Here is an 18,590-nt window from a genome sequence, read left to right on the forward strand (position 1 = left end):
CGCAGCCCTTTGTTCTGCCCATTGTAGCACGTGTGTAGCCCAGGTCATAAGGGGCATGATGATTTGACGTCATCCCCACCTTCCTCCGGTTTGTCACCGGCAGTCACCTTAGAGTGCCCAACTGAATGCTGGCAACTAAGATCAAGGGTTGCGCTCGTTGCGGGACTTAACCCAACATCTCACGACACGAGCTGACGACAACCATGCACCACCTGTCACTCTGCCCCCGAAGGGGACGCCCTATCTCTAGGGTTGTCAGAGGATGTCAAGACCTGGTAAGGTTCTTCGCGTTGCTTCGAATTAAACCACATGCTCCACCGCTTGTGCGGGCCCCCGTCAATTCCTTTGAGTTTCAGTCTTGCGACCGTACTCCCCAGGCGGAGTGCTTAATGCGTTTGCTGCAGCACTAAAGGGCGGAAACCCTCTAACACTTAGCACTCATCGTTTACGGCGTGGACTACCAGGGTATCTAATCCTGTTCGCTCCCCACGCTTTCGCGCCTCAGCGTCAGTTACAGACCAGAGAGTCGCCTTCGCCACTGGTGTTCCTCCACATCTCTACGCATTTCACCGCTACACGTGGAATTCCACTCTCCTCTTCTGCACTCAAGTTCCCCAGTTTCCAATGACCCTCCCCGGTTGAGCCGGGGGCTTTCACATCAGACTTAAAGAACCGCCTGCGCGCGCTTTACGCCCAATAATTCCGGACAACGCTTGCCACCTACGTATTACCGCGGCTGCTGGCACGTAGTTAGCCGTGGCTTTCTGGTTAGGTACCGTCAAGGTACCGCCCTATTCGAACGGTACTTGTTCTTCCCTAACAACAGAGTTTTACGATCCGAAAACCTTCATCACTCACGCGGCGTTGCTCCGTCAGACTTTCGTCCATTGCGGAAGATTCCCTACTGCTGCCTCCCGTAGGAGTCTGGGCCGTGTCTCAGTCCCAGTGTGGCCGATCACCCTCTCAGGTCGGCTACGCATCGTTGCCTTGGTGAGCCATTACCTCACCAACTAGCTAATGCGCCGCGGGTCCATCTGTAAGTGGTAGCCGAAGCCACCTTTTATGATTGAACCATGCGGTTCAATCAAGCATCCGGTATTAGCCCCGGTTTCCCGGAGTTATCCCAGTCTTACAGGCAGGTTACCCACGTGTTACTCACCCGTCCGCCGCTAACCTTTCGGGAGCAAGCTCCCTATGGTCCGCTCGACTTGCATGTATTAGGCACGCCGCCAGCGTTCGTCCTGAGCCAGGATCAAACTCTCCATAAAATGGAGTGCAGATTAAGTTCGTCACTTGTGACGACATCTGCCCTGACTTGCACTAAATGTGCTTTGTATTTCTTATTTCTTGAATTAACAGGTACGTTTTGTCTTGTTTAGTTTTCAAAGATCATGTCCCGCCTCGTTCAGCGGCTTTAATAATATAACATTTAGCTCGTATTATTGTCAACACTTTTTTTAAATGTTATTCATTAGAGCTTTTTCATGTCAGCTGTTCATCAGCGACGAATATAAATATACCATGTATGTAAATAACAAGTCAATTATTTTTTTATAAAAATTTAAACATGTTCTATTTTATACGAGCATAGGATGTAAAACAAAGCAGCATGGACAAGGAGGAGTTTTTTTGTGAATCATTTTTATGTGTGGCACATCAAACGAATAAAACAACTGGTTGTGATTGTGATTGCCGCTTTTGCTACAGCAAGTTTTTTTTATATGCAAAACCTGCTTCCTCTTCCAGTGTTTTTGAAAGATGACAGTTTAAAAGCAATATATAGAGGAGATGCGGACTCTCAAGAAGTTTCCCTTACATTTAATATTAGCTGGGGAGATGAAAAGGCAATACCTATTTTAAATACATTAAAAACAAACGGAATAAAAGATGCAACCTTTTTTTTATCAGCTTCTTGGGCTGAACGTCATCCCGATATTGTGGAACGGATCCGAAAAGACGGTCATGAAATTGGCAGTATGGGTTATGCTTATAAAAACTATTCTCAGATGAAAAAAAGTGAAATTAAAAAGGACCTTGTCAAAGCGGAAAATTCCTTTCAAAAATTAGGTATTGAGGATCTTACATTGCTTAGAGCACCAACTGGCCAATTTAATAAAGATGTCCTCGCTATTGCCAAAAAACTTAATTACACATTTGTTCATTATAGTATTAATTCTGATGATTGGACAAATCCCGGTGTAGCACAGATCGTTCAAAAAGTGAATAAATCTGTGAATGCTGGAGACATTATTCTGTTCCATGCTTCTGATTCCGCAAAACAAACAAAAAGAGCCCTGCCTGATATTATTCACCATCTGCGAAGCAAGGGACTCAGAAATGTTCCTGCTAGCGAGTTAATTGCAAATACAGAAAGTAAATCTTCTGAAGTTCATTGAACATGGCTTTGAAACCTTGGCAGCATCAACAACTGAAAAGCATTACAGCTTAATAGAGGAAACAGCATAAAGTAGAGCCAGTCCTCTTCATTTACTCTTAACGCTGGAAACCACTCCATAATGGTATATACAACCATTAAAAACAGTGCAGAAATGAACGTTTTTTTGGAGGACTGTTTTTGTTTCAAAAAGGCTACACCCACACCAACAACTAATATAAATAACGGGAACCAAAGATATGGAATTAACGATCCGCCTTCTGTTTCAAAAAATAAAAACCGTAAATAAACAAGATCGAAAGTGACAAAGAGAATAAGAAATAACTGAATTGAATTCCATAAAGAATGAGACCGGAATATTTCCAGCGCAAATCGGTGAATGGTTAAAAATATAACAAATCCCATTTGGGCAATGACACTAAAAATCATCCCTACCCCAATAAACCATATGAGGACTGAAAGAATTTCCAAAACCTCAAATGAAAGAAACAACTCCTTGTATCTTCCCCACTCAACAGCAAAACCGACAATACTTGTAGTTATAGCACCAATACCTAGTACAGAAAAAAAGAATCGGACAAGATCACGGCTTTTCATTTCAGACTTTCCAACCCCTAATTTTTCGCTAAAAATAGCGATTTTTTGTTATGTATAAATTCCCTAAAGACATTCATATTAAAAGTATGAAGAGTTTACGAAAGGAGCTTAAGCATGTTAAAAACCACAATGCTATGGATAAGCTGTGTTTTGTTCCTATCTGTAACAGCTTGTGCTCCCGCAGACCAAGCAGCCGAAATGGACTATGAGGAAACAAAAAAAATGGTTGTCGATATATTAAAAACCGATGATGGAAAAAAAGCGATTCAAGAAATTCTAAATGATGACAAATTGACTCAAACACTTGTAATGGATAAAAAAACTGTTAAAGAAACCGTTGAAAAAACAATGACTTCCAAACAAGGAACTGAGTTTTGGAAAAAAGTCTTTGAAGACCCAAAGTTTTCTGAGAGTTTTGCCAAAACGCTTCAAACTGAGCACGAGAAAGTGCTGAAAAAGCTAATGAAAGATCCCCAATATCAAAAAATGCTCATTCAGGTCATGCAAGATCCAGAAATGGCCAAAAAATATGGTGAGCTCGTCAAGAGCCAGGAATTTCGCACCCATCTTCAAGAGGTTATTACTGACACTTTGACAAGCCCACTTTATAAAAAACAATTTGAAGATGAGCTTAAAAAAGCAGCAACCGAGACTATAAAAGAAGAAATGAAAGACGGCAAACAAAGTTAACACCCAGCTTCTTCTTTGAGAAGAAGCTTTTTATCATTCAGCGATTTTTTTTGCAATATCCAAATAAATGAGACCTGTCGGGTGGTCTTCTTTATAAACTGATGGCGCAAAATCATGATCATCCCAATCAGGCTGTTTTAATGGAATCTTTCCCAATAGAGGGACACCGAGTTCTTCTGCAAGTTTTTCGCCCCCGCCTTTTCCAAAAACATACTCTTTTTCACCTGTTTTGACACTTTCATAATAAGCCATGTTTTCGACGATCCCAATGATTTCATGGTCGGTTTTTAAAGCCATTGCTCCTGCTCGGGCAGCAACAAAAGCAGCTGTCGGATGCGGTGTCGAGACAATAATCTCCTTACAGCTTGGAAGCATTGTATGGACATCAAGCGCCACATCACCAGTCCCTGGTGGGAGATCTAAAATAATATATTCAGCATCGCCCCACTCAACTTCATTGAAAAAGTTATTGAGCATTTTACCAAGCATCGGTCCTCTCCAAATCACAGGTGCATTGTCTTCAACGAAAAAACCCATCGAAATCACTTTCACACCAAACCTTTCGACAGGAATGACTCTGTCTCCTGCTATTTTGGGTCTGACGGTAATCCCCATCATATCGGGTACACTAAAGCCATAAATATCAGCATCAATAAGACCGACTTTTTTTCCAAGCCGAGCAAGAGAAACTGCCAAATTAACAGAAACCGTTGATTTACCGACTCCACCTTTACCACTGGCAACTGCTAAAAAAACAGGCTGTTTGTTGCTGTTTAAAAGTGTTTTCTTCTCCCCTTGAGCAGCAGGCTCTTGATATTTTGCAATAACTTCTTGAGGCAACTCTTCAAATCGCAAACCAACTGTTTCCGCCCCAGCCTCTTTAAGCAGGTTTACAATCTCCTGTTGAAGCTGGATTTGTTCGGCAGATCCCGTTTTGGCAAGCGCTACTTTTACACTAACATGCTGTTTTTCAGGTTTCACTTTAATGTCTTTGATCGCATTCAGCTCTCGAAGTGGTTTATGTAAAAACGGCTCGTCCAAATCACCAACTATTTTTTTTACATCATCTTCTCCCAACATGATTGAATCTCACCCCTGTTGTATTCGTTTGCAAACTAAGTATATCATAGATCATGTAAAAATCCCCCTTATCCAGGAGGATCTTTATCTTCTGTGAAGTATCGCAAAACTCCTTTATAAACAGAAGCTGCGATTTTGTCTTGATATTTAGGTTTGCCAAGTTGTTCTGCCTCCTCAGGGTTAGATAAGAAACCGAGTTCAACAAGAGCCCCTGGCTTTTTTATATTTTGAATTAAATAAATACCGTGTACCCGCTTTGCTTTTCGCATTGTATTCCCAAGGTTACGCTTTAGTTCATCTTGAATAAATTTCGCCGCCCGCTCATTTTCTTCATATTGTCCGTAGAAAAAACTTTGCGCACCGCTCCACCTTGCTGAAGGTATCGCATTCAAGTGAATGCTAAGGTAAAAATCCGCTTCGGAATTATTAATCATTTCCACTCTTTTTCGTAAATCTTCAGCTTTTCTTCTGCTAAGACCTTTTGTCTCTTTAGCTGCAAGATCATGATCGCCCTCCCGTGTCATCATCACTAGAGCGCCTTGTTCCTGAAGATAGTCCCGTATTCTTAATGAAACATCTAAGGCGACATCTTTTTCAAGCAGATCTCCACTTGAGGCACCTCCATCAACACCACCGTGCCCCGGATCAATATAAATGATTTTTCCACTAAGCGGTAAGTTCCACGACTTCCAAGAATCGTCATTATTGAATTGGTACTGAAACAAACATAATAAAACGATAAAACCGAATAACAACCCAATCCATTTTATTTTTTTCTTCATCCCTTTCCCTCCCGCTTGTCCTTACTACAAAGATATGGGACAAGAAAGGGAAATATGAACTGATTATTGAAGGCGCAGCTTAAAACGCTTGATTCGTTGACTAAAACCTTCCTTCCACCAGCTGTGAATAAAGTGTTCACAAGCATGATATAGCGGTTCAGAGGCAATTGTTAGATTGAAGACATCCGTCCAGCTGACAGCATAATCATAAAGTTCAAACAAAAGCTGGGTCTCTTCTTTTTCAGACCGTCCCCTTGCTTTTTGAATGGGTTCTCCATAAAAACCGAACTTACCAAATTGAGCACCTAATAAATATGCTTCAATCGCAAAATCAATACACCCATCATATAAAATGTCCGTCTGCTTTGGAACAAAATAAAAAAGAGGAGAAAAACAAACCTCTGCTGTCCGAATAATTTTTTCAAGAGAAAGCTCTCGAAGTAGTTTCTTCTCGAGAATTACCTGTTTTTTTTGTTTTTCACTGATGAACGATACCACTGTCCCCATAACTCCGCCTCCTTTTTACCCTGTATTGTGTAATGAGGGGCCGGAAATCATGCTAAAAGCAGCGGAGGGAAACAGAGGAAGAATCCGAAAAAATTAGAAAAGTTCCCACTGTTCGTGTAGATAATCACTCCATATCTCTTCCTCTTCTTCAGACATTTCCCCAATCATTTTGGAAAAATCCACTTTTCCCTTACATAAATCTTTTAATGAATGAAATTGTGCAAAAGACCCGGCAAATTTTTTTAAGGGAGCAGAACGTGCGATTACTTCTAGATTGGTTATTGAGGTTCCACTCAATTCTAATTCCGATAAACGTTCTAATTGAACGAGTGCCGAACCATCTTGAATAACAGAGTCTTCAAAAATAAGCGTTTGAAGCTTATTTTGGGCACGCAAAAAATCAAGGTTTTCTAAACAGATATTTTCAATTGTCAACGACTTTAATTTTTTTAAATTTGCTAATGGTTGTAAATCCTCTTCCTTTATGTTTTTCAATCCTTGAAGGTGCAATTTCTTTAATGAACCAATGTTAGAAACGTCTTTTAATTGTTCTGCGTTAGAAATGGTTACTTTCAAAATCTCAAGATTTTTGCAGTACTGCAATGGTTGATAGTCAGCAGCCGGAATATCGGTGATATCCAATTCTTTTAGGGATGATAAATCTGCAAGTGGCTGTAAATCGATTACTTTTGTGTCTTCCAAATTTATGTTTTTCAAATTTCTTAATTGGACAATTGGTTTTAAGTCTTGGACTGGATTACCGCCAAGATAAAGCTTTTTCAAAGACACCATCTGTTGTAATGGTGTTAAATCTTCAATATGATTAGCGCTTAAAATCAACTCCCGAACATCGGAACAAATCACCAATGGTTTAATTCCCCTTAAATCTTTATCGATTAAAAGCAGTTTCTTCATTCGGCTAAAATTTTGCGGGTTTTCAGAGATCTTCTGAACAATCGAAGTCCAATGGTCATCCAATTGACTAAACCATAAATCAGCATGTTCTTGATCATGCTTTGGTGATTGCGGCTGGCAGTGCCATGGAGCGAATAGCGTCTAAAAAGTGAAGCTCCTCTTCCTCTCCATAACTCCAACTGATAAAATCTTCTTCATATTCATCAATTGTATAAAATCCTTCTTTAAGGGTATTTGTAATATGTATTAGGAAATCTTTTAATTGGTAGGCGATGACATATTTTACTTCTTCATCAGCTCCAAAATTAATGACTTGTCCAACTTTACCTTCTTTATCAGGATCAAGATCGATACCAATATGGTTTCCGCTACCGTCACTGCTAATCGGAATCCAATATTGATTAGCATATTTTTCTTTAATCCAAACTGGCGGAACAGAGTATGCATCAACCTCATCTTGCCATTCATCACTGGCAATTTCTTTCCACGTTCTCCATTCTCTAACCATTTCTTCCAAAGAGAGAAAAGAAAGTCCAAAAAACAACCCAGGTCCCAGTTCTTTCTCACCATTATGTGTAAGATATAATGTTCGGAGATCTTCGGGAAACGTGATATTCATTTCTTTTTCAACTTCTTCAATTTCTTTCACAGTTGCAGGTGGGTTTAAAAACGGCTGAAAATGTTGATTTAGTTCTTCTTTTAAATGTTTGATAACAGATAAGATCATGTTTGGCTCTCCCTCAATAAAGTTCGTTTTTCTTCCAAATACTCATGCATTCTCACTATTTCATAACCACCATATAGTTGACACACCAATATTACTGGATATCTTTTTAATATATATAAAATATTTACAAGGAATAAGCCATCCTATCTACCAAACTGGATTAGTTTGGAAAACAAGTGTATAACCGTGCTAGGAATTCTCCACACAAATCACGGTCGCTAACCCTCCCATATCTCTCCGGATCGTATCCATACTTTCCTTCGTCCTGCGTATCCATGAGGTGGAGGTTGGAAATGCTCCTATGCTGGGTCTAAAGCCCGAATGGTGAAAATAAGCTCCAACTCTGCACTATTGGTGTTTGTATGAGAAATTGTTGGTCTTTAGAGTGTATTTCTAAAGACTTTAAACAACCTGTAATTCTTGGGTTCGAGGCAATCCTCTTAATAGTTTAGAACCATCAAACTGACATTGTTTTTGCCCAATGACAAATAATACACGTAGTAACTTACAACACAAGGCAATGAGTGATTGTTGCTTTTTCAATGGCTTTTCAGATCGCATTGTATAGTATTGATGCAATGCTTTAAACGTCGGATTATGAGCGACTAATGGGCGAATAGCCAAATATAAAGCTCGTCGCAAACGACTTCGTCCTCTTTTCGTAATTCGTGTTTGACCCTTGAATTTACCAGAGCTATGTTCTCGTAAAGAGAGACCTGCTAAATTTACTAGCTGTTGGGGATGACTATATTTTGTCATGTCACCTACCTCTGAAAAAAACAGAGCGATTGTCGTAGATCCTAATCCTGGTATCTCCATCATTTGTTTGGCTCCTGGAAGTGTTTCTACTAGAGCTTCTAGCTCTTTGTCTAACTGTGCTAACTGTTGCTTATAAAGCTCATATTGGTCGAGTAAATAATCTAGTTCACGCTGGGCAAACTGAATACCAATTTGAATACCAATACTCTTCTTCGCAGCTTCTACTAGCTTCCTCGCTCGTTTTATTCCCACTCCTCGTTGAACAAATGGTTTCCATTTCTTAAGCACCTCTTCCGCTGACATTTCTTTAATTTGAGACGGAAATGGAAACATACGCAACGTACAAAAAGCTGCTTTTCCTTCCCAATCTCTAAACACATCAAAGAATTCAGGGAAGTAGCGTTGTATATGATTTTGGATGCGACCTTCTGTGGTCATCAGTTGCTTTGTGAGCTGATCTCGTAATTTGACGCCTTCTCTTAATTCGGCATAAACGCCATCTAAGAGGTTTGGTACGGAGTATCGCCCATCCTTAATCAACTGCCCTATTACTCGAGCATCCTTTGTATCATTCTTGGTAGGGGAATTGTCATCTAGTTCTTTACTTTTCTTTACATGCATTGGATTTACCATGACAAAATCGTACCCTTTTTCTACCAAAAAATAAGCGAGGCTAAACCAGTAATGACCAGTCGGCTCTACGCCAAGAATGACGTGATTCTTGCCATTTTCTTTTCGAAGACTTTCCGCCCAAGTCACTAATTTTTGAAAGCCATGTTTTCGATTTTCAAAAATCAAGCGTTTTCCGAACTCGATACCTCGGTCATCTTGTGCACGTGCTACATGTTTATCCTTGGCAATATCAATGCCAACAATAAGAGTTAAAGGTGTAATTTGAGAGATTTTATGATTTTGTGTATAATTCATTATTGAGTCCTCCTTGGTTACTTAAATTAAGGGTCCATTTTTGCTTCGAAGCTTTGGACACCTCGTATGATACCAAGGGGCTCTTTTTTTGTTCAACTCTCAAATTTCTTCATTACAGGAATGCTCCTATTTCCACAGGAGGAACGTTAAAAAAGACAATTATTTTTTGAGATCTTTTATATTGCTTTCCAACTTTGAAATCACTTCAGTTAACTTCTCTATCTTTTTCTCAAATCTAAATAACAGATAGATGGCTAATATTAAAGGAAACCCAAAATTTCCAATTTGTGATAGTATTTGTTCTAACTCTAGCATACTCATTTTACATTTACTCTCCTTTCTTATCTATAGAAAGTGAGCTTGTCTTCTGGATGTTAAAACATGTTTTGGCTGATTCTTGCTGCAATTCTAAAATGAGTATCTTAGCGGGAAACTTGATTCCACCGACACCCTTTGTTCCACTACTCCTATACAAGTGCAACAACAACCAATTAACAAAAGGTAAATCGAAAAGAACACCCGGTCGCGATTCATAATCAACAAGATTTAAAATCATCCCACCTAAGTATCTACTCACTGCTGTGACTTGCCCTCATCTTCATTTCTGTCGTAACAAAACTTCAGATGATATTTTCTACAAAGCACTTTTTGCAGTTCTTTCACTTCATTGCTATAGCATCTAGCGATGTCTTGATACATTCCCTTCTGCCCGTCATAAGGACATGTGTCTAACCGCTTCACCACTTTGAGTAAATCAATTTTCAATTGGTGGTATTCGTTAATCGATTTTTCTAAACAGCTCATGACTAATCCCCCTAATTTCTTATTTATTTTTATTAAAGCCTGTGAAAGGGATTCCCTTAACCTTATGTTTTTTAAAGAGAATGTAAAGTGGCCAAAAACAAAAGTATTTTTTCAACAAATTGGTTTGATTTTTTAAAACCATTTTCTCTTTTTAATCATGTAGGATCTCAAAACGACTGAGAGGAAGATGTGAAGTGAATATCATATCCAAAGAAATCATGTTGGAGAAAGCTGAATTTCAAAAGAGATTAAAATCACCTGTACTGCTGCCTGTTCTAGAGGAGACTAAAGACTATTTTTCATTTGATGAAGCAGCTTTCAAGGACACTCGAGCATTTGAAATTAATTATTACGCAGGTGATGAAGCTGAACAACTAATTGTCACCCAACTTAGTATGTATATTAAGTTTCACCCGCAGTTGTATTTCCATATCCTAAAAAGTAAGTCCGTTGAAAAAAATAATGAAAGTACTTTAATAAGAGTCATATCTTTAACAAAGCAAGCAAATGAAGCACAGAATACGATGAGAGTAGTAACATATGATGGGGGAGAGTTTATTGGTGAATACAATGCACTTATTTCAGAGCGAGAACTCACTCTTCCTGAAGAAATTGATCAAATTCCAACAGACGCGATTCAAAAATCAGAGGAGAACAAACTGTTCAAAACACAGGCTACCGTTTTATGTTTTCGATTAGACGGTTCGGGTACTTGTTGTCAATTTAGATATAATGGTCTTCCTTGGAACCCATTGATTAAATACAAATGGTGCGGAGAGAATTGCGGAAGTGGAACACCAGTAAATGCTCTAGATAGATGCTGTAAAGCTCATGATGAGTGTTACGGGGAGCATGAGGATTATCCTGCTCGTTGTTCCTGTGACCAAAATCTAAGAAACTGTGCCAGCACAACAGATGATGCTGGCACAGATAGAGTCATCGCAGCTTTTGCAGCAAAAATGATCGCGATGGGTTGTTAAAAAAACTGTCCAATAGTCAATCTGTTGACTATTGGACACCTTTCCTCTTTTCGGGCAGCTTCTTTACTTAAGGATGATTGAAACTTGAAAACGCCATAAAATTGAACTACCCCCACTTATCGACCTTGCGATCTGATTGAAGTGGGAGATTCTTGGGAACAGAGCGTACTTGTTGACGTATTTCTTTGCCAACAGAGGTTTCTCTTATTGACCAAGCTATCCCCGTAGATTCCTACGGTTCTATATTTAAGCCTAATGTCCTTTCGTCCCAAATCATATAAACAACATGACTGTATTGATTACTGTGTCGCTTTAAAAAAATAATTATTTCATCAACTGTATATACTTTAGCATGATTAGATATTTTCTCCCATTCTATACACCCCCAATCAGTAAATGGAAAAAACCTTTCAAAATCATTTAATACTTGTTTTTTATTAATATCTGATAAAACATTTACATCCTCACCAATAGCTTTAATACATTCATCAAATAAACTCATCAAGATTCCCCTTATCAATCGTTTAAAAAGATTGAACTGTACATTCGTAACCCTTAAACGGGATAGCGGTTTACGAAAATTAACCTTTTCTGGTCATAATCTAATCTCATTCTTACTTTTCCATCATTGACAATCTTTCAAACAACATTACCATATCAAGCGTACCTGTATATGGTTAAGCGTTTACTCCGAAAATTCCCACCTAGATCTAGTCCGTTTTTTCTAGCTTGTTCGATTGTTTAAACCCTTAAAGGAAAATGAAAGGTTGTTAAGGTTAGAGATATCTTGAAAGTAGTATACATGAATAAAAATCGGGGAATTTGCTCGCTTTCCGCGGTGATTGCAAGTTCTCACAATTCCCCCTAAAGGATTTTTTGACAGTTCCTTTATTTCTTATCTAAAAATTCAAAGAAACCTGGTGCTTTAATTTCTGTTAACACTTTTAATTTTTCGAAAATCTTTATTTTAATCTCCTGCTCTAAGTCCTCCCTTTCCTGAATAGATGTGTTTTTTAGACTCTTTTTTATTTTTGGTAAAAATTTGTCAATAACCTCATCATATGTTAGTTCATTACATTTATTCACTTTAATCACACCCCAAATTTATTTTCGATTTTAACTTTCTCAAGGCGGTACGATGATAATAAGAAACCATCTGTTCTGATAAGTTTAAAATATTAGCTATTTCTTTGTTCCTTAATTCGTTTAAATATATTAATTCAATTACTTTTTTTTGAGTTTTATTGAGTGTCTGAAGAGCATGATATAAGCTCTGATTCGTTATCATCTCTTCAAGTGCTGTTTGTGTCTCTTCAAAAATCTTTTCAGTTTTATGATCTGATTGAAGATTATAATAAAGTTTTTCCGGATTTTCAGTTGCTTCAAAATATATTGGAGTCCTTTTTTTGTCTGCCGAAATTCTTTTATCATAATCAATTGAGTAAAAATGAATTAACTTGCTCACATAATTGATGACTTTTACATTGTAATAATGATTTCTAAAAGCTTGATCCAACTCTTCTTTATTTTCATAAGTAGGGTTATTTATTACGTTTTTTAGTAAAGAAAAATTCTCTTTTTTCTTTAAAAAAAGCGCAATGATAGGTTCTTCTAGTTTGTCTCGATTTTCTTCAAAAAAAGACCTTAATATACGTTTTTCATCCATTTGAAAAATATCCCTCCTCACTTCATAAAGAGATATCTCTTCATCAATTATAAAACAAAAACGAGAACAAATGTTCTGTTTGTGTGAATTTATTCGAACCAGAAGCATCGACAATTTGATATTTTTTATCAAAACAACATCCCAAAGATACTAAAACCCTTGATTGCGTAAAGAGGTAAACAGCATATAAAAAATATTGCATACTATTTTTCATTCGTTTAGAATATTCAAAGATATTGAGTAATGGTTATTCAAAGGAGCGTTAGCTGAATATGCACAAACTGTATTTTTCAAGTGATATCGGTGAAAAAAAACCAGAGACGATCATCAATAGGCAAAGTGCCTGCCCTTTTTGTGAGCGTGATCAATTAACAGGCATTTTGGAAACGGATGAGGAAATGATTTGGCTGGAGAATAAATACCCAACGATACAAAACACGTATCAAACGCTCATTATTGAGACGGATCATTGTAATGAAGACATCGCTGTATATCGTAAAGCGAAAATGAGAAAACTCATCCGCTTCAGTTTAGAAAAATGGCTAAACATGGAGGCCCAAGATTGCTATAAAAGTGTGATTTTGTATAAAAATTATGGTCCGTTTTCCGGAGGAAGCATTAAACATGCGCACATGCAAATTGTCGGGCTAAAGCAAGTTGATTATATGAAAGAACTCTTACCCGAACATTTTCAAGGAATAAAGGTAATAGAGAAGCCGTCTGAAATAGAACTTAACTTGTCAACCAACCCAATTATAGGCTTTACAGAGTTTAATATTATCATCAGCGATACTTTAGAGCACACCGATAAACTCGCCGACTATATTCAAAAAACAGTACAATATGTTTTACATGATTTTAACCAAAAATGTTCTAGCTATAATATGTTTTTTTATCACACTAACTTAAAAATCATTTGCAAAATCGTGCCCAGATTTATCGCTTCTCCTTTTTTCATTGGCTATAAAATTCCGCAAGTATCTGTAGATCAACGATTAAATGAAATTAGAACACAGCTGGTTAAAAAAATAAATGAAACGAAATAACAAAAGGGGCTGTCCTGAAAGTCGTGTGGATGAATAAAAATTGGGGAATTTGCTCGCTTTCCGCGGGCGATCCACGAGCCTCCCCGGAGCTCGTTCCTTGCTCCTCTTGGGTCTCACCTGCCTCGCTGTTTCCGCAGGAGTCTCGCAATTCCCCCTGATTTATGTGAAAAAGGACTTTTTAGACAGCTCCTTGTCTAGTATGCGTCCGATAAACTTAGAATTTTTGCAGTTTTTATGAAAACACAAGCCCCGTTGTTTCAAGCATCCACTGAACAGATTCTAATCTATTAATCAATATCCTTTACACGTCCTATACTTGTTATTGACAAGTGGATTCTTTCACTCGTATGACAGTTTTAGGAACACTAGACGTTTTTAGTGGGGCTTCTGGCGTGGCTCTTCAGTGATGATCAGCTTATATTTTTTTAGTCTGTTTTCCATCAGTAATGCCATTTGTTTTGCATTTGGATTTCCTTCATTTTCTAATTGATCAATGATGTTAAGATAATCCGTTTCATTTCGATTCTGATTAATTTATATGCAGGCTGAATTTCTCCCACCTTAATCTTAAATCCAACTATACCTTTTAGTTCACTTTGTAAGAGATGAGGAGAGAGAGAAAGTTTCTCGCATGAAATTGGATTTTCTCGATGTTCTTCGTATTTTTCCATCATACTTTTTAACTCTTCTATTAATTCTTCTTTCTCTAAAATACTTACTTTCCCATCTACAGGACCGCTTGATAATTCCGTGTTGGAACTTCTTCATGCCCATACCATGAAGAAATGTAAGCGTGCGGTCCCTGAAACATAACAAGTACATCTTCACACGTTTCAAATGTTCTCCACTGAGAATTTCCATACCGATATGCCCGCTAATATAGTAATCATCACCTTGTTTATTTAATCCCAATGGCAATTGGTTTCCCTTTTTCTGTTGTAACGATCGTGCCAAGAGAGTTTTTTTGAACAAAATCCAACATTTGCGACCTTAAAATATTTTGGAATAGACATCGTCATCCTCCTTTTCTAGATCAGAGTTTTTGTCATGATGTAATCGATTTGTTCTTCATCACCCAGATAAAAAGAGTGGGCTCCAGTTTGGATAAAACCCGTTTTCTTATAAAAAGCAATCGCATTCTCGTTTTTTTCCCATACACCTAGCCAAATTTTCTTTTTATTATGCTCCTGCGCAATTTCCACAGCTTTATTTAGGAGAGACTTACCAAGCCCATGTTTTTGAAATTTATTTTTTATGTAAATCCTCTCGATTTCAAGTAATTCATCACCCATTTTTTCAGACTGAGCATCATTAGTGTTGACCTTTAAATAGCCAACGACTTCATGATCAAAATAAACAAAAAAGAATTGTGAAAAAGCATCTGATAATTCTCTTTCTAATTGTTTTAAGTTAAATGCCTTTTCTAAATAGGCATTTATACTTTCGGGTGAATTTTGATGCTTAAATGTCTCTTTAAATGTTTCATAACTAATGTCTTGAAGTTTGCGCAAATCTTCAAGCGTACACTTTTTTAATTTTATTGTCATATGTCGCTCCTTTATAACATCAATATTTTCTTTTGTTTCCCTTTTTTACAGATTCCCAGTCTTTTTCTATATTTTCCCTTACTCTTTGAAGAAGATTAAACATGGTTTCCGCTTCTCTTTCGGAAAATCCCTTTAATGCGACACTGTTCGAATGATCATTTTCTCTTTTTATAAAAGGAAATACCTTTTTTCCTTTTTGGGTTGAAAACAGTTTTTTTATTTTTTTGTTTTGTTCATCATCTTTTCTTTCGATAAAGCCCTTCATTTCGAGTTTTTTGATCGCACGAGCTGCAGTTGTTCGGTCTACTTTAATCATCTCAGCTAACTTTTCTTGAATGATGCCAGGGTGTTCACATATTCGGACAAGGTACAAATACTGCCCTTTTGTAAGATCATGTTCTTTAAATTCAATATTGCTGATAGAATCTAATGCCCTTGCGATCATACCAATTTCACGAAGAATTTCCTTCATCATTAACATCCCCATGTACATATATTTGTTGTAAATGCAATAAAATTCATATATAAAACTTACCCTAATTTTGTTGAGTTTGCAATAACTGTCCATAAATGCGTGGTTTACTTTAAATGTGATTAGGCTAAGCAAATTCACACCGATTCCAGTGGATCTTATCATTGATCATGTCGTAAAATAGACCACCAACTAAACAAAAAAGTCTCCAAACTGAATCTATTATGATCCAGTTTAGAGACTTGTATGCAATCAGACGATTACCTGATTGATATTTCTTTATTGTTCATATCAAGAATTGAAATGTTACATGTTCCCCCTAAGTGATCTTGTACTGATGATGCTAAGTCTTTTAAAGCATTCTCAAACTCATTTACTCGTTTCTCATCAACTAATTCAATACACAAAAAAGCATTTTTTGTATTTTCAGTAAGCATTGTTCTTACTGATTCACGCCAATTCCAGCACCTGCAGATTGCACCACTAGCATCTTTATATACGATTTCACCTTCATATGGGGGTTCATTTTTATCCGTCCCTAATGTAACAAAATCTTCATTTCCAATTGCTTTAGTCAATCGAATATCACCATTGAAAGTGTCTATATCTTCACCGCCACAAGGCAATGCATATTTTAAAGAAATAGAATTGTAAATATCAACCAATGGATTAATGGTCCCTATATGGTTTCCTTTATCCACCCGTTTTAGTAATGCCTCAATAGATGACCTTGCACCTTTTTTGGTTTTAAACTTTTGAAATGCCTCTCTCCATACTTTGATTACTTCGTTACTGCTAAATTCTTCATTCTGTAAATATTGTAAGGCTTCCTTTTTTGAATGCTCTATAATATCTTTATATTTATTTGTATCTTTTATAGAGTTATCTATCCCCTTACAAACAACAATACCAATTCTTGCATTAGGAAATAAACCCCAAAAATCATCTGCAATAACAAACTTTTTCATTTAAATATGCCTCCTCAACATTAAAAAAGGATCTCCCAGGTTTTATTCTCGTATACACAGCGCTGTATTTTTCTCTGACAAGGTACAATACAACTTTTTGTTGCAAATACAACAAAAATGACGTACATTTAACATACCTTAATTTTGTTGCATTTGCAATATTTTTTTAAAAAAAGGAAAGGATTGATCAATCATGAATATAAAAAGAATGACAACTGAATCTGATTTACATGAAGCTCTCAGTATTAGAAAAACAGTCTTCATTGAGGAACAAAATGTACCTGAGTCTGATGAGTTTGATCAATTTGATACGCTTAATGAACAATGCCAGCATATCTTGGTATATCATGAAAATCAGCCTGTTGGCACTGGTCGTGTACGTATCGTTGACAACACAGGAAAACTGGAAAGAATTTGCGTCCTCAAACCTTACCGTAAGTACGGATTGGGAAAAGTCATCATAGGAGAGTTAGAAAAAATTATGATAGAAAAAGGAATGACTAACTTTAAGCTGCATGGGCAAACACAAGCAGCAGGCTTTTATAAAAAACTAGGCTATCAGACTTCTTCACAAGAATTTATGGAAGACGGCATCCCACATATCTTGATGATAAAATGAAGTATGTTTATTACGGATTAGGTATACTCATATTAAGTTTAGGCATTTCCTTAACAATAAAATCAGGACTAGGTACATCTCCCTTTGATGCCCTTTTGGTTGGTCTTTCCGAAGAAGTCGGTCTTACCGTAGGTAGTTGGGAGGTCCTTATTTCTGTTATCCTGTTAATCTTTAATTCTATATTAACGAGAAAAAAACCTATTTTGTTGGGCTTGATTACAGCCTTCATTACTGGGATAAGCATTGATCTATGGATGTTTTCCTTTCATCATGTCATGGAGCCAAACATGTGGTTAAGCAAGCTCACTTGTTTCGGAATCGGTTTGGTGTTCATTGGTCTTGGAACAGCAATGTATCTTCAGACGAAATTTGCATCCACTCCAATTGATCATTTAACACTCATTATCCGAGATATTTTTAAAAAAACGATCCTATTTTCAAGAACATCGGTATATGCTCTTTTCTTATTATTAGCCTTTTTATTTAAAGGTCCTATCGGTATTGGAACCCTTTTAACTGTTTGTTTTGGAGGAATAATCCTTCACTTTTTTATGCCTTTTATTGAATGGCGAATTCTATCATCAGGCCATGTAAATTGTCATCTGTCTCTTATAAACAGGAATTATCATTCACTAACTAAAAGGAAAAACAGAAGAGGTTAACTTTAAAAGACCTCTTCCTTTTTGATATTTAGTTATTATTCACAAAATCAAAAAAGGCGGAAACGATCTGCTTAGGTATAGCTTATGCGGGTAGCTACATGCAATGTCATGGATGTTCCTAAAGAGGTTTAACAGTCTATGCCTGTTTTAAATTGAAATGACATGAAAGAATTATAAAACCTGAGTAAATAAACAATAAAATGAATACAAGAAGGATATCGCTCCCACGAAAAAAGTATATTTTTTTTGTTTATCTTCTTTTACTAACATCATGTAGAAAAGACCGGTAAAGAAAAATCCTATGAACCAGCCTACTGACATTTGCCACATAAAAGCTATCATAAAACCGATAATCCCCAACATTTGAAAGGCTTTAGAAGCAAATATAACCACTTTAAATTACCACCTTTGTTAAATTTTATATAGTTATAGTTTATCCTTTTCAAA

General features: G+C 37.0%; 22 protein-coding genes, 1 rRNA gene and 1 pseudogene (1 of these 24 only partly in view). 6 read left to right on the forward strand and 18 right to left on the reverse strand.

Going from position 1 to position 18,590, the window contains the following annotated elements:
• A 16S ribosomal RNA gene (locus HOO54_RS00160) occupies positions 1-1,268 on the reverse strand (it extends 282 nt beyond the left edge of the window).
• 363 nt (positions 1,269-1,631) lie between these two features.
• Here HOO54_RS00160 and pdaB point away from each other — a divergent pair.
• A complete protein-coding gene (pdaB, locus tag HOO54_RS00165) occupies positions 1,632-2,396 on the forward strand; it encodes a polysaccharide deacetylase family sporulation protein PdaB (protein ID WP_172291886.1) in 765 nt (254 codons plus the stop codon).
• On the opposite strand, the gene HOO54_RS00170 is transcribed toward pdaB, so the two are convergent.
• A complete protein-coding gene (locus tag HOO54_RS00170) occupies positions 2,390-2,992 on the reverse strand; it encodes a KinB-signaling pathway activation protein (RefSeq protein WP_172291888.1) in 603 nt (200 codons plus the stop codon). The two genes, pdaB and HOO54_RS00170, sit on opposite strands and share 7 nt — an antisense overlap.
• Before the next feature lie 114 nt (positions 2,993-3,106).
• On the opposite strand from HOO54_RS00170, the gene gerD reads away from it, so the two are divergent.
• On the forward strand, positions 3,107-3,682 hold the full coding sequence (gene gerD / locus HOO54_RS00175; protein ID WP_172291890.1) for a spore germination lipoprotein GerD: 576 nt from the start codon (positions 3,107-3,109) through the stop codon (positions 3,680-3,682).
• Between the two features lie 33 nt (positions 3,683-3,715).
• Here gerD and HOO54_RS00180 read toward each other — a convergent pair whose 3' ends face one another.
• The 8 genes from HOO54_RS00180 to HOO54_RS00215 form a co-directional block, all read right to left on the reverse strand.
• Positions 3,716-4,762, reverse strand: coding sequence for an Mrp/NBP35 family ATP-binding protein (locus HOO54_RS00180; RefSeq protein ID WP_172291892.1), 1,047 nt, complete (start codon positions 4,760-4,762; stop codon positions 3,716-3,718).
• A gap of 68 nt (positions 4,763-4,830) precedes the next feature.
• Positions 4,831-5,544 carry an N-acetylmuramoyl-L-alanine amidase CwlD gene (gene cwlD / locus HOO54_RS00185; RefSeq protein ID WP_172291894.1) on the reverse strand — a complete coding sequence of 238 codons (714 nt, stop codon included), beginning with the start codon at positions 5,542-5,544 and terminating at the stop codon, positions 4,831-4,833.
• Positions 5,545-5,607: 63 nt separating this feature from the next.
• The gene (locus tag HOO54_RS00190) at positions 5,608-6,051 is read right to left on the reverse strand and encodes a DUF2521 family protein (protein WP_172291896.1); all 444 of its coding nucleotides are present in this window, start codon (positions 6,049-6,051) and stop codon (positions 5,608-5,610) included.
• A gap of 93 nt (positions 6,052-6,144) precedes the next feature.
• Entirely contained in the window at positions 6,145-7,029 is an 885-nt protein-coding gene (locus HOO54_RS00195) for a leucine-rich repeat domain-containing protein (protein WP_172291898.1), read from the reverse strand.
• A gap of 31 nt (positions 7,030-7,060) precedes the next feature.
• Positions 7,061-7,693 carry an SMI1/KNR4 family protein gene (locus tag HOO54_RS00200; RefSeq protein WP_172291900.1) on the reverse strand — a complete coding sequence of 211 codons (633 nt, stop codon included), beginning with the start codon at positions 7,691-7,693 and terminating at the stop codon, positions 7,061-7,063.
• Between the two features lie 402 nt (positions 7,694-8,095).
• On the reverse strand, positions 8,096-9,379 hold the full coding sequence (locus tag HOO54_RS00205; protein WP_172291902.1) for an IS110 family RNA-guided transposase: 1,284 nt from the start codon (positions 9,377-9,379) through the stop codon (positions 8,096-8,098).
• A 159-nt stretch (positions 9,380-9,538) separates the two neighbouring features.
• On the reverse strand, positions 9,539-9,700 hold the full coding sequence (locus HOO54_RS00210; protein ID WP_172291904.1) for a YvrJ family protein: 162 nt from the start codon (positions 9,698-9,700) through the stop codon (positions 9,539-9,541).
• Positions 9,701-9,952: 252 nt separating this feature from the next.
• Positions 9,953-10,183: a hypothetical protein gene (locus HOO54_RS00215; RefSeq protein WP_172291906.1), complete on the reverse strand. Its 231-nt coding sequence runs from the start codon at positions 10,181-10,183 to the stop codon at positions 9,953-9,955.
• Positions 10,184-10,377: 194 nt separating this feature from the next.
• On the opposite strand from HOO54_RS00215, the gene HOO54_RS24865 reads away from it, so the two are divergent.
• Complete coding sequence (locus tag HOO54_RS24865; protein WP_172291908.1) at positions 10,378-11,163, forward strand: phospholipase A2 family protein; 786 nt, start codon at positions 10,378-10,380, stop codon at positions 11,161-11,163.
• Positions 11,164-11,395: 232 nt separating this feature from the next.
• Here HOO54_RS24865 and HOO54_RS00225 read toward each other — a convergent pair whose 3' ends face one another.
• The 3 genes from HOO54_RS00225 to HOO54_RS00235 form a co-directional block, all read right to left on the reverse strand.
• Positions 11,396-11,665, reverse strand: a complete 270-nt coding sequence (locus HOO54_RS00225; protein ID WP_172291910.1) for a CDI toxin immunity protein — start codon at positions 11,663-11,665, stop codon at positions 11,396-11,398.
• A 386-nt stretch (positions 11,666-12,051) separates the two neighbouring features.
• Entirely contained in the window at positions 12,052-12,258 is a 207-nt protein-coding gene (locus HOO54_RS00230; RefSeq protein ID WP_375335792.1) for a hypothetical protein, read from the reverse strand.
• Positions 12,251-12,829 (reverse strand): sigma-70 family RNA polymerase sigma factor, encoded by a 579-nt coding sequence (locus HOO54_RS00235; protein WP_172291912.1) that lies wholly within the window; start codon positions 12,827-12,829, stop codon positions 12,251-12,253. The genes HOO54_RS00230 and HOO54_RS00235 overlap by 8 nt, the downstream gene beginning before the upstream one ends.
• A gap of 266 nt (positions 12,830-13,095) precedes the next feature.
• On the opposite strand from HOO54_RS00235, the gene HOO54_RS00240 reads away from it, so the two are divergent.
• Positions 13,096-13,875, forward strand: a complete 780-nt coding sequence (locus tag HOO54_RS00240; RefSeq protein WP_172291978.1) for a DUF4931 domain-containing protein — start codon at positions 13,096-13,098, stop codon at positions 13,873-13,875.
• A 375-nt stretch (positions 13,876-14,250) separates the two neighbouring features.
• Here HOO54_RS00240 and HOO54_RS00245 read toward each other — a convergent pair.
• The 4 genes and pseudogenes from HOO54_RS00245 to HOO54_RS00260 all read right to left on the reverse strand — a co-directional run bounded on the left by HOO54_RS00245 (position 14,251) and on the right by HOO54_RS00260 (position 16,862).
• A pseudogene (locus HOO54_RS00245) lies at positions 14,251-14,888 on the reverse strand (FMN-binding negative transcriptional regulator).
• A 15-nt stretch (positions 14,889-14,903) separates the two neighbouring features.
• The gene (paiA, locus tag HOO54_RS00250) at positions 14,904-15,422 is read right to left on the reverse strand and encodes a spermidine/spermine N(1)-acetyltransferase (protein ID WP_172291914.1); all 519 of its coding nucleotides are present in this window, start codon (positions 15,420-15,422) and stop codon (positions 14,904-14,906) included.
• 19 nt (positions 15,423-15,441) lie between these two features.
• Positions 15,442-15,894 carry a MarR family winged helix-turn-helix transcriptional regulator gene (locus HOO54_RS00255; RefSeq protein ID WP_172291980.1) on the reverse strand — a complete coding sequence of 151 codons (453 nt, stop codon included), beginning with the start codon at positions 15,892-15,894 and terminating at the stop codon, positions 15,442-15,444.
• A gap of 260 nt (positions 15,895-16,154) precedes the next feature.
• A complete protein-coding gene (locus tag HOO54_RS00260; protein WP_172291916.1) occupies positions 16,155-16,862 on the reverse strand; it encodes a B3/B4 domain-containing protein in 708 nt (235 codons plus the stop codon).
• A gap of 193 nt (positions 16,863-17,055) precedes the next feature.
• Here HOO54_RS00260 and HOO54_RS00265 point away from each other — a divergent pair, with 193 nt between their 5' ends.
• A complete protein-coding gene (locus HOO54_RS00265) occupies positions 17,056-17,481 on the forward strand; it encodes a GNAT family N-acetyltransferase (RefSeq protein ID WP_172291918.1) in 426 nt (141 codons plus the stop codon).
• Positions 17,478-18,143 carry a YczE/YyaS/YitT family protein gene (locus tag HOO54_RS00270; protein ID WP_172291920.1) on the forward strand — a complete coding sequence of 222 codons (666 nt, stop codon included), beginning with the start codon at positions 17,478-17,480 and terminating at the stop codon, positions 18,141-18,143. The genes HOO54_RS00265 and HOO54_RS00270 overlap by 4 nt, the downstream gene beginning before the upstream one ends.
• Positions 18,144-18,314: 171 nt before the next feature.
• Here HOO54_RS00270 and HOO54_RS00275 read toward each other — a convergent pair whose 3' ends face one another.
• A complete protein-coding gene (locus tag HOO54_RS00275; RefSeq protein ID WP_172291922.1) occupies positions 18,315-18,536 on the reverse strand; it encodes a hypothetical protein in 222 nt (73 codons plus the stop codon).
• Between the last annotated feature and the right edge of the window lie 54 nt (positions 18,537-18,590).

Origin of the sequence: Bacillus sp. WMMC1349, from assembly GCF_013155385.1 — a bacterium.
Taxonomy (GTDB): domain Bacteria; phylum Bacillota; class Bacilli; order Bacillales; family Bacillaceae; genus Bacillus.

Coding starts and splice junctions, on each gene's coding strand:
- HOO54_RS00170 (WP_172291888.1), bottom strand. CDS start 2,992: ATGAAAAGCCGTGATCTTGTCCGATTCTTTTTTTCTGTACTAGGTATT.
- gerD (WP_172291890.1), top strand. CDS start 3,107: ATGTTAAAAACCACAATGCTATGGATAAGCTGTGTTTTGTTCCTATCT.
- HOO54_RS00180 (WP_172291892.1), bottom strand. CDS start 4,762: ATGTTGGGAGAAGATGATGTAAAAAAAATAGTTGGTGATTTGGACGAG.
- cwlD (WP_172291894.1), bottom strand. CDS start 5,544: ATGAAGAAAAAAATAAAATGGATTGGGTTGTTATTCGGTTTTATCGTT.
- HOO54_RS00190 (WP_172291896.1), bottom strand. CDS start 6,051: ATGGGGACAGTGGTATCGTTCATCAGTGAAAAACAAAAAAAACAGGTA.
- HOO54_RS00200 (WP_172291900.1), bottom strand. CDS start 7,693: ATGATCTTATCTGTTATCAAACATTTAAAAGAAGAACTAAATCAACAT.
- HOO54_RS00205 (WP_172291902.1), bottom strand. CDS start 9,379: ATGAATTATACACAAAATCATAAAATCTCTCAAATTACACCTTTAACT.
- HOO54_RS00210 (WP_172291904.1), bottom strand. CDS start 9,700: ATGAGTATGCTAGAGTTAGAACAAATACTATCACAAATTGGAAATTTT.
- HOO54_RS00215 (WP_172291906.1), bottom strand. CDS start 10,183: ATGAGCTGTTTAGAAAAATCGATTAACGAATACCACCAATTGAAAATT.
- HOO54_RS00225 (WP_172291910.1), bottom strand. CDS start 11,665: ATGAGTTTATTTGATGAATGTATTAAAGCTATTGGTGAGGATGTAAAT.
- HOO54_RS00235 (WP_172291912.1), bottom strand. CDS start 12,829: ATGGATGAAAAACGTATATTAAGGTCTTTTTTTGAAGAAAATCGAGAC.
- paiA (WP_172291914.1), bottom strand. CDS start 15,422: ATGACAATAAAATTAAAAAAGTGTACGCTTGAAGATTTGCGCAAACTT.
- HOO54_RS00255 (WP_172291980.1), bottom strand. CDS start 15,894: ATGAAGGAAATTCTTCGTGAAATTGGTATGATCGCAAGGGCATTAGAT.
- HOO54_RS00260 (WP_172291916.1), bottom strand. CDS start 16,862: ATGAAAAAGTTTGTTATTGCAGATGATTTTTGGGGTTTATTTCCTAAT.
- HOO54_RS00265 (WP_172291918.1), top strand. CDS start 17,056: ATGAATATAAAAAGAATGACAACTGAATCTGATTTACATGAAGCTCTC.
- HOO54_RS00270 (WP_172291920.1), top strand. CDS start 17,478: ATGAAGTATGTTTATTACGGATTAGGTATACTCATATTAAGTTTAGGC.